Source organism: Hoyosella altamirensis (genome assembly GCF_014191505.1).
In the GTDB taxonomy this organism is placed as follows: Bacteria; Actinomycetota; Actinomycetes; order Mycobacteriales; family Mycobacteriaceae; genus Hoyosella; species Hoyosella altamirensis.
Genome location: NZ_JACHWS010000001.1, coordinates 906242 through 919067, shown reverse-complemented (window position 1 = coordinate 919067; position 12826 = coordinate 906242). Strand labels below are relative to the sequence as shown.

The window sequence follows — 12826 nt, the reverse complement described above, 5'->3', positions numbered from 1 at the left end:
GCGCTTAGCTCTTGATGGTTGATGCGTGGTGCTGTCTGTTCGTTGCGGCTCTGATGCGTTCTTCGGCGTCGGGGCCGTGTGTGATGCGGGGTACGCGTGTCAGCAGGACGAGTCCGAGCACGCCCCAGATGGCGAGGACGATCCACTCGGGTACCGAGAGCCCACCTGGCATGCCGGGCAGGAAGAGCACGAGCAGTCCGATGGCGAGTACCACGGCGAGCACGCCCACGGTGCGGGCGGGGCCGACGCGGAACGGGCGTTCCATGCCGGGTTCGCGGCGGCGCAGCACCAGGAAGGTGATCGCGACCATGATGTAGGCGACGACGATCGCGAAACCACCGGCACCGACGAGCCAGATCAGGGTCTGACGGCCGAAGAGCGGCGCGATGACCGTCAGCGCGGTGATGAAGATGATCGCGTTGCTCGGTGTGTGGAACCGGGGGTGGACTTTGGCGAACCAGCGGGGCAGCATGCCGGATTCGGCCATTGCGTAGATGAGGCGGCTGCCGCCGATGAGGAAGCCGTTCCAGCTGGTCAGGATGCCCGCGATGCCGCCGAGGACGAGGATGTTGCCCATGGTCTGGCTGTTCCAGAGCGCGGACATGCCATCTGCTGCGGCGAGGTCCGCGCCGGCGAGCTGATCGGCGGGCAGGGAGGAGCCGACGGTGAGGATGATCAGGATGTACCAGGCGGCGGCGAGTGCCACGGAGATGATCAGCAGGATGCCGATCATTTTGTACGGCAGGCGGATCTCCCCGGCGGACTGCGGGATGATGTCGAAACCGACGAAGAGGAACGGTACCGCGATCAGGACCACCAGGATTCCCGAGAACCCGGTGGCGAACAGCGGCTGCATGTTGCCGGGGTCACCGCCGGTGAAGGACCCGACAAGCAGTGTCGCGCCGACCGCGATGAGGAATACCACGGCAATCGACTGGAAGATCGCGGCAGGACGCACACCGACATAGTTCAGGATCGCCATCGCGAGTCCGCCGCCGATACCCACAGCCGCCCACACCGCGTACACGTCGTAGTCCGCGATCGTCCACAAATATCCCGTATCGAGTTGCGGCACCAGATATTTCAGGCTGTGCGGCAGTGCTACCGCTTCGAACGCGCACACCGCGACATAACCCAGAACCAGCGTCCAGGAGGTAAGGAACGCTGGCCACGACCCCAGACCGCGGAGCACGTAGTTGTGTTCCCCGCCGGCCTCGGGCATCGCCGAGACAAGTTCGGCGTAGGTCAGTCCAACTAGGGAGACGATGATGCCGCCGATGACGAAAGCCAGCGCCGCACCTAACGTTCCCGCGTCTTCGAGAAACCCGCCAGTCAGGACGATCCAGCCGAAGCCGATCATCGCGCCGAACGCGACCGCGAGCACATCCCACCGCCCCAGGACCCGTACCAGGCCCGCCCCACCGCTGCTACTCATACAAACTCCTTGAATTGAGGGATATCCGTAAATTCAGCGCGGAGGGTCTTTAGTTATCTAGTGATGAGACTCATGCGCCGCATACAGTGTGGCTGTCTTCACACACGCGCGCGCCCTGCCAAAACGGCGTAATTGATTGGAATTCGATCGACAGGTTGTACATAATCCCAGGAGCTGGATCTCTGGTTCTGAACAGGAGCGGCGAGCCCCTGACGGCCAGGGGTAAAGTCAGGACAGAGCGAACTCTGCCTCAACGTATTCGTTCCGGCTAGAGAGCGCGCGATCGCTGTAGGCGGCTTTCGAGGCTTCGATCATTTCGAAACCCTCGGAGATCAGCTCACCGATTTCGTGGATAACCCCAGCGATTGCCCGTGTGATGAGCACAGCGATCTGACCAACATGGCTTACGGCTGATTCGATGAGTTTCTGGAGAACGTCAAGGGTCTCACCAATGAAGTCGCCAATCTCCCGAATGACGTCAGTGATCATGCCGGTCGTGATGACGAAGATCTGACCGACGTGGTTGATCGCGGACTCGACCAGGTGCTGGACCGTGTCCTTGCCAGTCTCCACTGTTCCAACCACTGCATTCTCCTCAGAGATCATCGCGTTGAGCATCCCGCCGACGTGTGCGCTGTGACAGTAGCAGGCCGATGCCCCCACGTCTGTTTGCCAGCTCACAGCAATACCGTCCAGTTACGGCGGCTGCGTGGTAAGACGGAATCAAACGGGTGGTGCCTGGCCCAGTCAGCCCTTGCAAGCCAGCCCCTTGCCAGATAGCCACTCCTAGTCAGCCCCGTGGAAAGGATTGCCGCCATGTCCCGAATCGGTCCCGAGGAAGAGTTGCCCCCAGGCACGGTCACTCAAGCAGGAAGCTGGGCGGTCGGCAACAATGGTGAATATTTCGCGGTCAGCCACACATGCAGGCATTTTGGCGCAAATCTGGCCCAGGGCAGCATCGATGCGGACGGGTGTTTGGTCTGCCCCTGGCATGGCGCTAAATATGACGTCAAATCCGGACGCATGGTTCTCGGACCGCAGGGCATCTTCGCAAAGATTCCCGGTGTTGGGCTCGCGTTCAAGACCCTGACCCGGATCTTTCCCCTTCAGCGTGGCCGCGTCGTCGTGAAGAATGGCGACGTCTGGGTCGAGTAGTCACAATGTACGTCGAGAGTGACCGCATCCATCTCATCCGCGCCATCAATGTGGGTGGCGCGAAACTGCCGATGGCAGAGCTACGGGCCATCGCCGCGGAACTGGGAGCTTCTGACGTGCGCACCTACATCGCGTCCGGAAATCTCCTGTGTCAGCCTCCGGGAGATCCTGAGGCGTTCGACCGCGCCCTCGAAGAAGCAATCCAAGCCCATTTCGGCTTCTTTCGTGAGGTGATCTCACGTTCCCGGGATGAAGTGCAGGCTGCCCTCGACGCCCATCCGTTCGAAATCGTGAATCCGAAGTTCTCGTATGTGACGTTCTTGCTGCGTGAGCCAGCTGCTGCGGCCGTGGAGAAGGCGCGGACGTTTGAGACTGGGAATGACCGCTGGGACGTCATCGGTCGTGAGATGCACATCAGGTATGTCAATGGCGCGGGGAGGCCCGAAATGAAAGACGCCTCCATCGGTCGCGCACTTGGCGTTCCAGGGACCGCGCGGAACATCAATACGGTCCGGAAACTGCTGGAGCTTTCACGATAACCTGTTCTAATGAAGCTCGGATTGCAGCTCGGATACTGGGGCGCGCAGCCGCCAGCCAATGCGCCGGAACTCATTGCCGCGGCAGAAGCAGAAGGCTTCGACGCTGTCTTTGCGGCCGAGTCGTGGGGGTCAGACGCGTTTACGCCGCTCGCCTGGTGGGGCTCGGCAACGCAACGAGTCCGGCTCGGAACGTCCGTCGCGCAGATCTCGGCGCGCACCCCGACCAGTTGCGCGATGCACGCCCTCACTCTCGACCATCTCAACGGTGGCCGCACCATCCTGGGACTTGGCGTTTCCGGGCCGCAAGTAGTTGAGGGCTGGTACGGCCAGCCGTTCGCGAAGCCACTCGCCCGCACCCGCGAGTACGTATCCATCGTGCGGCAGGTCCTCGCTCGCCAAGCACCGGTAACCAGTGACGGCCCGCACTATCCACTCCCGTACACGGGCGGGAACGCGACCGGGCTAGGCAAGCCCCTCAAGCCGATCACCCACCCGCTCCGCGCCGACATCCCGGTCTGGCTCGGCGCGGAAGGGCCGAAGAATGTCGCGCTTACTGCGGAAATCGCTGATGGCTGGCTCGCGATCTATTACTCGCCGCGCCTCGCACCCATGTACAACGAGTGGCTCGATGAAGGGTTCGCACGTGCGGGAGCTCGCCGCAGCCGCGCCGACTTCGAGATCGCTGCGACGTGCCAGGTGGTCGTCACCGAGGACCGCGCGGGAGAAATCGCCCGGCTAAAACCGGTGACTGCCCTCTACGTCGGAGGTATGGGTGCGCCAGAACTGAACTTTCACGCACAGGTGTACCGGCGAATGGGGTACGGCGACGTTGTCGACGAGGTGACGGCTCTCTTCCGGTCAGGTCAGAAAGACGCCGCCGCCGCGGCGATTCCCGATGAGATGGTGACCGAGACAATGATCATCGGGAATGCCGCACAAGTTCGCGACGACGTCAAACGATGGGAGGACTCCGGAGTCACCATGCTGCTGGTCACGTGCCACGGCCCGGAGCATGTCAGACAACTCGCGAATCTCATTCCACCGCAGTAATTCCCGTCAGCTCCAGTCGCGACGTGTCCTTGAGGTCGACACCGGAACGCCCGAGTTCCCGGGCCCCACCGATCAGGCCTTTCACGATTCTCGCCGCTTCCGTGTAGCCGAGCCCGTCCGGCGGGTGAATGTTGGAGATGCAGTTCCGTTCCGAATCGGCACGGCCAGGCCGGGGCTGGTACGTCAGATAGATGCCCAGACTGTCAGCCACGGACAGTCCTGGCCGCTCCCCGATGAGGACGATGAGAATCTCCGCGCCGAGGGCCGCGCCAATATGGTCGCCCAGTGCGACACGTGCTGACGTCGCAATGACCGGCGGTGCGATCGTGTAAATCCCCTGAACGGCCTGGGCAAGGGCGCCGAGGAGAGCGGCGCCATGGTCATGCAGCGCCCGCGGTGACAGCCCGTCAGCGAGAACTATGCCCACCTCAGCGTCAGCTCTCGCGACTTCCTCGAGGCTGGCGGGAACTCGCCCCAAATCGGGGCGCCGCAAATACTCGCCGCGATCCGCAACCTGGCTGCGCACCACAGCCGGTGCGCCAAGGCCAACCGACGCGATCTCGCTGGCGAACGCCTCCACGTCGAGCGGCTGGTGCACCGCGTCACGCGCAGCGGCGTGAGCGGCGCGGAACTCGAGAACACTGCGCGTCGGGAGCCCGTCCCCCGCGCGGCCGAGACCGATACGGGCCTGCGTCGAGGCGCGCAGGGGCGCCCAAAAATCAGTCATGCCACTCCCCCTGCCAGCGCACGCAGCGGCGACCTCGCTGGGTCTACCGGCAGAATTCGGCCCTCCCCGTCGGCCATTCCCAAACCTGTCAGCCACTCCTCGAATTCCGGCGCCGCACGCAACCCCAGAGCGCGGCGGATGAACAGGGCGTCGTGAAACGACAGGCTCTGGTAGCCGAGCATCACGTCGTCCGCGCCTGGCACGGTGATCACGAACGCGACTCCCGCCGCGCCGAGGAGCGTAAGGAGGTTATCCATGTCGTCCTGGTCGGCTTCGGCGTGATTCGTGTAGCACACATCGACACCCATCGGCAGGCCAAGCAGTTTGCCGCAGAAGTGATCCTCCAGCCCCGCCCGGATGATCTGTTTGCCGTCGTAAAGGTACTCGGGCCCGATGAAACCGACCACGGTGTTCACCAGTAGGGGTTCGAGGTGCCGGGCGACTGCGTACGCGCGGGTTTCGAGTGTCTGCTGGTCTACAGGCCGGTTTCCGGTGCCGATGTGGGCGCCCGCACTTAGCGCTGAACCTTGCCCCGTCTCGAGGTACATGACGTTGTTGCCGACCGTGCCGCGACCGAGAGAGCGGCCGGCGCTGTTAGCTTCGTCCAGCAGGTTCAGCGTCACACCGAAACCTTTGTTTGCGCCCTCCGTTCCTGCTATCGACTGGAAAACAAGGTCCACCGGAGCTTCTGCCTCGATCAAGCCAAGCGTCGTGGTGACATGGGACAGTACGCAGGACTGCATCGGAATCCCGAATCGCTGGCGCAGATCATCAAGCAGGTGCAGAAGATCGGCTGTCGCTTGCGGTGAATCAGTCGCAGGGTTGATGCCGATGACTGCGTCACCGCACCCCATGAGCAGCCCGTCGAGAGTCGCTGCAGCGATACCCCGGGGATTGTCAGTGGGATGGTTGGGCTGCAAGCGGGTCGCGAGCCGTCCCGGCATTCCGATGGTCGTCCGGAAACTCGCAGTGACCTCGATCGCTTTCGACACGGCGATCAGGTCCTGGTTCCGCATCAGCTTGCTGACCGCCGCGACCATCTCCGGAGTCAAGCCTGGTGACACAGAGCGCAACTGTGCCGCAGCGTCATCCTTCGTGATCGTTTCGAGCAGCCAGTCGCGCAGGCCGCCCACCGTCAAATGCGAAACCGGACCGAACGCGCCGCGGTCGTGCGAGTCAACAATGAGGCGCGTGACCTCATCCGTCTCGTACGGTACGACGAGGTCGTTCAGGAACGTCGAGAGCGAAACGTCAGAAAGCGCCCATTGGGCAGCGGCACGTTCCTCATCAGAATGCGCCGCACACCCAGCCAGTTCGTCGCCCGAACGCAGCGGCGTGGCTTTCGCGAGCAGGTCGACCAGTCCACCGAACTGGTAGGCAGTGCCACCGAGCTGCTGGGTGTAGTTCGTCATCTCAGTTCGGCCTCCGCGTTTGCGAGCGCGGCGAACTCTTCGTCCGGTGAATTCGCGACGAGCCGGTGGCGGCTGTAGAACCCGAAGTAGGCCATGAACCCGCCGAATACGAGTAGGGCCAGGAATGCTGCCAGTGGGTCGACCAAAAAGGTGGCAATCACCGCGCACACCGCAATAACCAGCGCGAACGACGTGGTGGCAATGCCGCCCGGGGTCCGGTAGGGCCTGGGCATCTGCGGTTCGCGGACCCGCAGGACGATGTGGCTCACCATCATCAAAACGTAGCTCAGGGCGGCACCGAAGACGGCGACGTTCAGCAAAGTCGCACCCTCACCGGTGAGCGACAGCACGAACCCGATCACACCGGGAATGATGAGCGCCAGGACAGGAGCTTTGCGCTTGTTCGTCACCGACAAACTAGTGGGCAGGTAGCCGGCCCGTGAGAGCGCGAACGTCTGTCGCGAGTACGCGTAGATGATCGCGAAGAAGCTCGCGATCAGGCCCGCAAGGCCGATGTAGTTGACGACCCTCGCGATAGTGCCGTCCCCGAGTGCGTGCACAAGCGGGTTGTCTGAGTCCGCGAGCGATTCGGCACCGATCGCGCCCGTTGCAAGGAACAGCACGGTCGCGCAGGTGACGAGCAGAACGAGCATGCTCGCGATGATTCCGCGCGGGACGTTCTTCTCAGGCTGCGACGCTTCTTCGGCCGCGAGCGGTACGCCTTCGATGGCGAGGAAGAACCAGATCGCGAAAGGAATCGCGGCCCAGATGCCAAGCGCCCCGAACGGCAGGAACTCCGACGCTCCCGCAGCGGTTTCGGACACAGGAATGTCCGTGAGGTTCGCGGAGTCGAAACGGCTGATTGCCGCGATCGCGAACACGATCAGGCCGACAAGAGCTATCGCGGTGATGACGAACATGGTCTTCAGTGCTTCACCGGCGCCACTGAGGTGGATCCCAATGAATAGGGCATAGACCGCCAGGTACACCCACCAGCCGTCGGTGATGCCGAACAGATTCAGCGACTCGACATACGCACCAATGAACGTAGCGATTGCTGCCGGTGCGATGGCGTACTCGATGAGAATCGCTGTCCCAGTAGCGAAGCCGCCCCAGGGGCCCATTGCGCGCCGAGCGAACGTGTACCCTCCTCCGGCAGCGGGGAGCGCGGAGGATAGTTCTGCCATGCCCAGCACCATCGCGAGGTACATTCCTGCGACGATGACTGCGGCAATGAGCAAGCCGCCGAATCCGCCCTCACCGAGGCCGTAGTTCCAGCCCGCGTAATCACCAGAGATCACGAAGCTCACACCGAGGCCGGCGAGGAGTATCCAGCCCGCGGTCCCGCCGCGGAGTGAGCGTCGTGCCAGGTAGTCCTGACTCTCAGTGTGGAACTCAGCGCCGTCGTGGTGTGCCGGGGTCACCGCCGCCACAGGCGCGCGTTTGTCAGACATGTGGGTCCTCTGTCCGCTTCCACAGAGAACCGCTGCTCCGATAGCTCATCAGGGACATCCTTCGAAAGTAGGAATGGCTGTGAGCTGAAACACTAGGAATGCAACGTTGCAGCACCGTTGCATCCCTGCTAATTATCTGCCTTTGAACTCCGGTGTCCGTTTTTCAAATACCGCGCTCATCGCTTCGGTCAGATCGTGCGAAGGCAGAAATGCCGCATTCCAGGCCGCGACGTAACGAAGACCGTCGTCAACCGCAGCGGAGCGCTCGCGGCCCAGCACATCCTTTACCCCTTGCACGACGAGCGGTGGATTCGCGGCGATTTCCTGTGCGGTCGCGCGCGCTGCGTCCAGGGCCGCTGCGGGATCGGGAAGCACATCGGTGACGAGGCCGATCTTCTCAGCGCGCTGCGCGTCGATGTCCTTCGCTGTCAGGGCAAGTTCGCGGAGGTGCGCCTCGCCGATGATCGGTGGCAGCCGGTGCAGCGACCCGATGTCCGCCACGATCGCTACCTTTGCTTCGCGGATACTGAATTTCGCGTCAGCGCTCGCGTACCGGATATCGACAGCAGAGATCAGATCGACTCCGCCTCCGATGCACCAGCCTTGCACGGCCGCGACGACGGGTTTACGGCACTCAGCGACCGATGTGAGGGCATCCTGCAGGCGGCGAATCTCGCGGTGGAAGTCGGTTCGCGGGGCGGCAAGCGCGCCGGGCTCCATCAGCGGGCCGAACATGGGTGCCATCGCGGGCAGATCCAGACCGAAACTGAAATGCTTGCCGGAGGCCGCAAGCACTACAGCCCTGATGTCCGGGTCCGCGTCCAGTTCGCCAAAAATCTGAGGGAGCTCCGCGAAGAAGTCCGGACCCATCGCGTTGCCTTTGCCGGGACCGATCAATGTGACCTCGGCGATGTGATCGCGCTTCTCGACGGTGAACGCTTTCAATTCAGTCATTCATGCACTCTAACCACCCCGCGCTAGCGACCTGTATGAGCCCGGAAGTTAACGCGGAGTATGGTCGAGCGTGCCGACGAAAGGGGATCCGGATGCGAATCGGGCTGTCTATCAACTACTCAGGCGAGTTCGCGGATGCGGCGGCCGAGATCGCTGACCTTGAGCGAGCGGGACTCGACATCGTGTTCGTCGCCGAGGCGTACAGCTTCGATGCGGTGAGCGCGCTCGGCTATCTCGCCGCGAAGACGTCGCGGATTCAGCTGGCCTCAGGCATATTGCAGGCGTTCACGCGTACACCGACGCTAACTGCAATGACCGCAGCTGGTCTGGACTACGTGTCTGGTGGGCGCTTCGTATTGGGTCTAGGTGCATCCGGGCCTCAGGTTATCGAAGGCTTCCACGGCGTTCCCTACGATGCGCCGATCGGGCGCACGCGCGAGATCATCGAAATCTGCCGCAAAGTGTGGCGGCGGGAGAAACTCGAATACGACGGCCGCTACTACAAGTTGCCGCTCCCAGCAGGGCAGGGCACTGGCCTCGGGAAGCCGCTGAAGTTGATCAACCATCCTGTTCGGGAACGCATCCCGATCTTGCTGGCCTCGCTTGGACCGAAGAACGTGCAGATGACGGCCGAGTTAGCCGAGGGCTGGCAGCCAATATTCTTTTATCCGGAGAAGGCGAAGGACGTGTGGGGCGAGGCCCTGGCGAAAGGTTTCGAAAAGCGCGACCCCGCTTTGGGTGAGCTCGACATCTACGCTGGTCCCCCGCTTGCCATTGGCGACGACGTCGAACCACTTCTCGACCTAGTCAAGCCCTTCATGGCGCTGTATATCGGCGGCATGGGGGCGAAAGGTAAGAACTTCTATCACAGTCTTGCCACACAGTACGGATATGGTGCCGAGGCAGACCGAATTCAGGAGCTATACCTCGAGGGCAAGAAAGACGAGGCAGCGGAACATGTGCCGACTGAACTGGTGCGCGCAACGTCGCTGATCGGCCCTGCGGGGTTCGTGAAGGAACGGATCGCGGCGTTCCGCGAAGCGGGTGTCACCACCCTCAACGTCACGCCGATGGCGTTCGAAACCGACGCCCGCGTGCGTCTGATCGAGCAATTGCGAGCGCTGACGGACTAATCTCCGGATTGCCGCACGAAACTATGAATCTCCTCAGGAAACATCCTGAGGAGATTCATAGTTACTCTAGGAAATCCGCGTCCGTCGAGGAAATCTCAGCTCTCCTCGCGCATCTCCAGTCCGCCGAGCGTGATGACGTGCTCACCAGTTGCCTCGTCGAAAGTCACGCTGTACATAGTCGGATAGTATCCGGTCCGCTGGTACGCCTCAGGCTGCTTGATTTCAGCCTCGAACGACTCGCGCGACTGCAGGAATTCCAGCGTGACCATTGGCTCCATAAACGTGTATTCGCCGTCCCACGACCCGTTGATGAAGACCACCTCGAATTCGTACTCGCCCGGGACAAGACCGCCTTCGGAGTCAATCCAGTGCACACCCATCGCAGGGACCGCTGTTTCCGCGATAGGAGCATCGGGGAGGGTGATGAAGTCCTGCGGCATGTATTGCGGCTCAGGCACGTTCTCGGCCTTCTCCGCAAAGTCCGGATCCTCCGGATCGATCGCCATCACCTCGTCGACATCGATCATGTAGAAGTGGATGTCGAAATGGGGAACGTCGAACAGTCCGGGCGGTTCGTGTCCGTGGCTGGCCCAGTCGAGTGACACGAACTGGAATACTGTGTCCTCAGCCTCATCGGGCAGTTCCATCTCCCAGAATTCGGGCGGACCATCAGGCGCGTCCGGCAGCGCCTCAAGCGCTCCTTCTGAAAGCCGAATCCCCACTTCAGTCGGTGCGCCGTCGTCGTCAAGGAGCACGAATGTGCGTGCAGATCCCTCTCCCACCTCGACTTCGGACCCAAAGAACATGCCCTCGGGCGGTTCCATCTCCTCTTCGGTTACTTCTGTCGTCGCTTCCGGTGTTGCCGCGTCGGGTGTGGCGTCACCGAGACCTTCGTCATCGGTGTCGGTACCGCAGCCCGTCACAAACGCCAAGGCAAGTCCGGTCGCGGCCGCAGCACTGGTGAGCCTCCATGTGCGTGACCTCATAATCGCCCTCTCTTCTTCAGTGCGAATCTTCACCGCGAATCTTCACCGCGAATCTCCGCAACTAGGTAATAACGGTAATTCTGCGCGCCTTTGGCGCGTGGTTGGGAGAAATCGAGAAAATATCTCTCACGTGGCCCTATGCACAATCCGCAATATGTTCGAGGGGACTCACGACGCCTGATCGGGACGATGGCAGCTGCCGGTGCTAGCGTGCCTGACATGAGACGAACAGCTCTGCTGTTGCTGTGTGCGGCATTCGCGCTTCTCGTTCCCGCGCCCGCCGCGGTTGCGCAGTCGACCGAAGACTTCACGTTCAGCAGTTTCGACGCCGACTACTACCTCTCGCGCGATGATGAGGGCCGCGCTTCTCTGCGCGTTGTCGAGAGGCTGACGGCGGAGTTTCCGGACTTCGACCAGAACAAAGGGCTGGTGCGTGAGATCCCGCGCCATTACGACGGGCACACAGTAAGTCTCTCCGTGGAGTCTGTGACGCGCAACGGCGCTGAAGAGCCGATCTACGACGAGTACTCGAGTGGCGAGAACACTGTTATCGAGACTGGCACCGACGACTACGTCAATGGGACCCAGGTGTACGAGTTCACCTACACGATGCGGGATGTCATTCTGGATGACGGCGCACACCAAGAGTTCTACTGGAATACGAACGGCGTCGAGTGGCGCCAGCCCTTCGAGGCGCTCACCGCGCGCGTGCATCTCGATGAATCAGTGCGGGACGAGTTCACAGGCGCGATCCGCTGCATCGCGGGTGAGTTCGGAGCCGTCGAAGAGTGCGATGCGACGAGCGATGGCCAGACGCTGACTTTCACAGCGAACAGGCCGCTGGACGCCGGCGAGAACGTCACTCTTGTCGCCATGTTCGAGCCAGGCACTTTCGCACCGTACGATCAGGGCCCCATCGGTGCTGCCGCACGCTACTCGATGATCGGAGCCATGCTCGCGGCCCTCGGTGTGCTGGGAGTGGTCACTCGAATCCGCATGACGATCGGTCGGAGTGCGCCGCGCAATGGGCCCGTCTCGCTGCAGTACGCTCCACCTCAGGGGCTCTCGATTATCGAGGCCGCGGGCATACAAGGCAGCGTCGCGAATGCCATTCCGGCTCAGATCCTTGACCTTGCGGTCCGGGGCTTCGTTCGGATTGTCGAAGAGGAGAAGAAGAGCGCGTTCACGTCATCGAACAAGTATTCGGTGGAACTCGTCCACACCGATGGGCTAAATCCTTACGAACGTCAGTTGATCGATGCCTTCTTCCCCTCCGGCCTTGCGGGCGCGCGGCACAACTTCGCGGACAAAGACAGCGACGTGACACAGCAGCTGCAGGAACTGCAGTCGACCGCGCGGAAGGACGCCATTCAGCATGGCTACCGCAATCGGGTGAAAGCCGGATGGAAGGTCTTTGCGATCGCTGGAGCCGCCATTGTCGTCAGCGGTATCGCAGCGATAATTCTGGGCAACCAGCCCGCGGACTGGCGATATGGGCTGCTAGCGGCAACCTTTGTCGCTGCCCTCATCGCGATCATCGCCGCGGTTGACATTCGTCCTCTGACGCCGCGCGGCCGTGCGGTCGTGGATCACCTGGACGGGCTGAAACGGTATGTGGGCATGAATGAAAAGGACCGCATCGCCGCGATGCAGGCCCCCGGAACCGCGCCAACAATGCCGATGAGCGCATTCAACTCTGATCAGGTGGTTCAGCTTTATGAACGCACCCTGCCGTACGCCGTGCTATTCGGCCAAGAAAAGAAGTGGGTCAACGAGCTTTCCGAGAAGTACGAGGAGCGCCACATCGTGCCCTTCTGGTATTACGGCACCCAGCCGTTCAGTACTGCGCACTTCAGCGAGTCCATGAGCGGTTTCGTAAGTTCACCGGGCGGTCCAAGCGCCAGTAGCGGGTTCTCGAGCAGCGGCGGATTCTCCGGCGGCGGGGGTGGCGGCGGAGGCGGCGGAGGTCGCTGAACGTGCC

At 62.1% G+C, this 12826-nt stretch carries 12 protein-coding genes; 5 read left to right on the top strand and 7 right to left on the bottom strand.

Annotation, left to right across the window (positions count from 1 at the left end; genetic code table 11):
• Positions 1–4: 4 nt before the first annotated feature.
• Both FHU29_RS04430 and FHU29_RS04425 read right to left on the bottom strand, forming a co-directional pair.
• Positions 5–1435, bottom strand: a complete 1431-nt coding sequence (locus tag FHU29_RS04430) for an APC family permease (RefSeq protein WP_183377470.1) — start codon at positions 1433–1435, stop codon at positions 5–7.
• A gap of 228 nt (positions 1436–1663) precedes the next feature.
• Complete coding sequence (locus FHU29_RS04425) at positions 1664–2116, bottom strand: hypothetical protein (RefSeq protein ID WP_157095087.1); 453 nt, start codon at positions 2114–2116, stop codon at positions 1664–1666.
• Positions 2117–2251: 135 nt separating this feature from the next.
• On the opposite strand from FHU29_RS04425, the gene FHU29_RS04420 reads away from it, so the two are divergent.
• The 3 genes from FHU29_RS04420 to FHU29_RS04410 are packed head-to-tail and all read left to right on the top strand — an operon-like array spanning position 2252 to position 4179.
• On the top strand, positions 2252–2590 hold the full coding sequence (locus tag FHU29_RS04420; RefSeq protein ID WP_064440334.1) for a Rieske (2Fe-2S) protein: 339 nt from the start codon (positions 2252–2254) through the stop codon (positions 2588–2590).
• Between the two features lie 5 nt (positions 2591–2595).
• Complete coding sequence (locus FHU29_RS04415; protein WP_064440333.1) at positions 2596–3129, top strand: DUF1697 domain-containing protein; 534 nt, start codon at positions 2596–2598, stop codon at positions 3127–3129.
• A 9-nt stretch (positions 3130–3138) separates the two neighbouring features.
• Positions 3139–4179 (top strand): LLM class F420-dependent oxidoreductase, encoded by a 1041-nt coding sequence (locus FHU29_RS04410; RefSeq protein ID WP_064440332.1) that lies wholly within the window; start codon positions 3139–3141, stop codon positions 4177–4179.
• On the opposite strand, the gene eutC is transcribed toward FHU29_RS04410, so the two are convergent.
• The 4 genes from eutC to FHU29_RS04390 all read right to left on the bottom strand — a co-directional run bounded on the left by eutC (position 4163) and on the right by FHU29_RS04390 (position 8726).
• Positions 4163–4906 carry an ethanolamine ammonia-lyase subunit EutC gene (gene eutC / locus FHU29_RS04405; protein ID WP_064440331.1) on the bottom strand — a complete coding sequence of 248 codons (744 nt, stop codon included), beginning with the start codon at positions 4904–4906 and terminating at the stop codon, positions 4163–4165. The genes FHU29_RS04410 and eutC overlap by 17 nt on opposite strands.
• Positions 4903–6318: an ethanolamine ammonia-lyase subunit EutB gene (locus FHU29_RS04400; RefSeq protein ID WP_064440330.1), complete on the bottom strand. Its 1416-nt coding sequence runs from the start codon at positions 6316–6318 to the stop codon at positions 4903–4905. The genes eutC and FHU29_RS04400 overlap by 4 nt, the downstream gene beginning before the upstream one ends.
• A complete protein-coding gene (gene eat / locus FHU29_RS04395; protein ID WP_064440329.1) occupies positions 6315–7772 on the bottom strand; it encodes an ethanolamine permease in 1458 nt (485 codons plus the stop codon). The genes FHU29_RS04400 and eat overlap by 4 nt, the downstream gene beginning before the upstream one ends.
• 132 nt (positions 7773–7904) lie before the next feature.
• Positions 7905–8726: a crotonase/enoyl-CoA hydratase family protein gene (locus tag FHU29_RS04390; RefSeq protein WP_064440328.1), complete on the bottom strand. Its 822-nt coding sequence runs from the start codon at positions 8724–8726 to the stop codon at positions 7905–7907.
• Between the two features lie 92 nt (positions 8727–8818).
• Here FHU29_RS04390 and FHU29_RS04385 point away from each other — a divergent pair, with 92 nt between their 5' ends.
• Positions 8819–9859, top strand: a complete 1041-nt coding sequence (locus FHU29_RS04385) for an LLM class F420-dependent oxidoreductase (RefSeq protein WP_064440327.1) — start codon at positions 8819–8821, stop codon at positions 9857–9859.
• 95 nt (positions 9860–9954) lie between these two features.
• Here the strand turns inward: FHU29_RS04385 and FHU29_RS04380 are convergent, their stop codons facing one another.
• A complete protein-coding gene (locus tag FHU29_RS04380; RefSeq protein WP_074390858.1) occupies positions 9955–10845 on the bottom strand; it encodes a DUF5602 domain-containing protein in 891 nt (296 codons plus the stop codon).
• 219 nt (positions 10846–11064) lie between these two features.
• Between FHU29_RS04380 and FHU29_RS04375 the strand changes: the two genes are divergently transcribed.
• Positions 11065–12819, top strand: coding sequence for a DUF2207 domain-containing protein (locus tag FHU29_RS04375; protein ID WP_183377469.1), 1755 nt, complete (start codon positions 11065–11067; stop codon positions 12817–12819).
• Positions 12820–12826: the final 7 nt, after the last annotated feature.

What these genes read in the sequence shown, in the direction of transcription:
- FHU29_RS04400 (WP_064440330.1), bottom strand. Translation starts at nt 6,318, where the DNA reads ATGACGAACTACACCCAGCAGCTCGGTGGCACTGCCTACCAGTTCGGT.
- FHU29_RS04380 (WP_074390858.1), bottom strand. Translation starts at nt 10,845, where the DNA reads ATGAGGTCACGCACATGGAGGCTCACCAGTGCTGCGGCCGCGACCGGA.
- eat (WP_064440329.1), bottom strand. Translation starts at nt 7,772, where the DNA reads ATGTCTGACAAACGCGCGCCTGTGGCGGCGGTGACCCCGGCACACCAC.
- FHU29_RS04420 (WP_064440334.1), top strand. Translation starts at nt 2,252, where the DNA reads ATGTCCCGAATCGGTCCCGAGGAAGAGTTGCCCCCAGGCACGGTCACT.
- FHU29_RS04415 (WP_064440333.1), top strand. Translation starts at nt 2,596, where the DNA reads ATGTACGTCGAGAGTGACCGCATCCATCTCATCCGCGCCATCAATGTG.
- FHU29_RS04430 (WP_183377470.1), bottom strand. Translation starts at nt 1,435, where the DNA reads ATGAGTAGCAGCGGTGGGGCGGGCCTGGTACGGGTCCTGGGGCGGTGG.
- eutC (WP_064440331.1), bottom strand. Translation starts at nt 4,906, where the DNA reads ATGACTGATTTTTGGGCGCCCCTGCGCGCCTCGACGCAGGCCCGTATC.
- FHU29_RS04375 (WP_183377469.1), top strand. Translation starts at nt 11,065, where the DNA reads ATGAGACGAACAGCTCTGCTGTTGCTGTGTGCGGCATTCGCGCTTCTC.
- FHU29_RS04410 (WP_064440332.1), top strand. Translation starts at nt 3,139, where the DNA reads ATGAAGCTCGGATTGCAGCTCGGATACTGGGGCGCGCAGCCGCCAGCC.
- FHU29_RS04385 (WP_064440327.1), top strand. Translation starts at nt 8,819, where the DNA reads ATGCGAATCGGGCTGTCTATCAACTACTCAGGCGAGTTCGCGGATGCG.
- FHU29_RS04390 (WP_064440328.1), bottom strand. Translation starts at nt 8,726, where the DNA reads ATGACTGAATTGAAAGCGTTCACCGTCGAGAAGCGCGATCACATCGCC.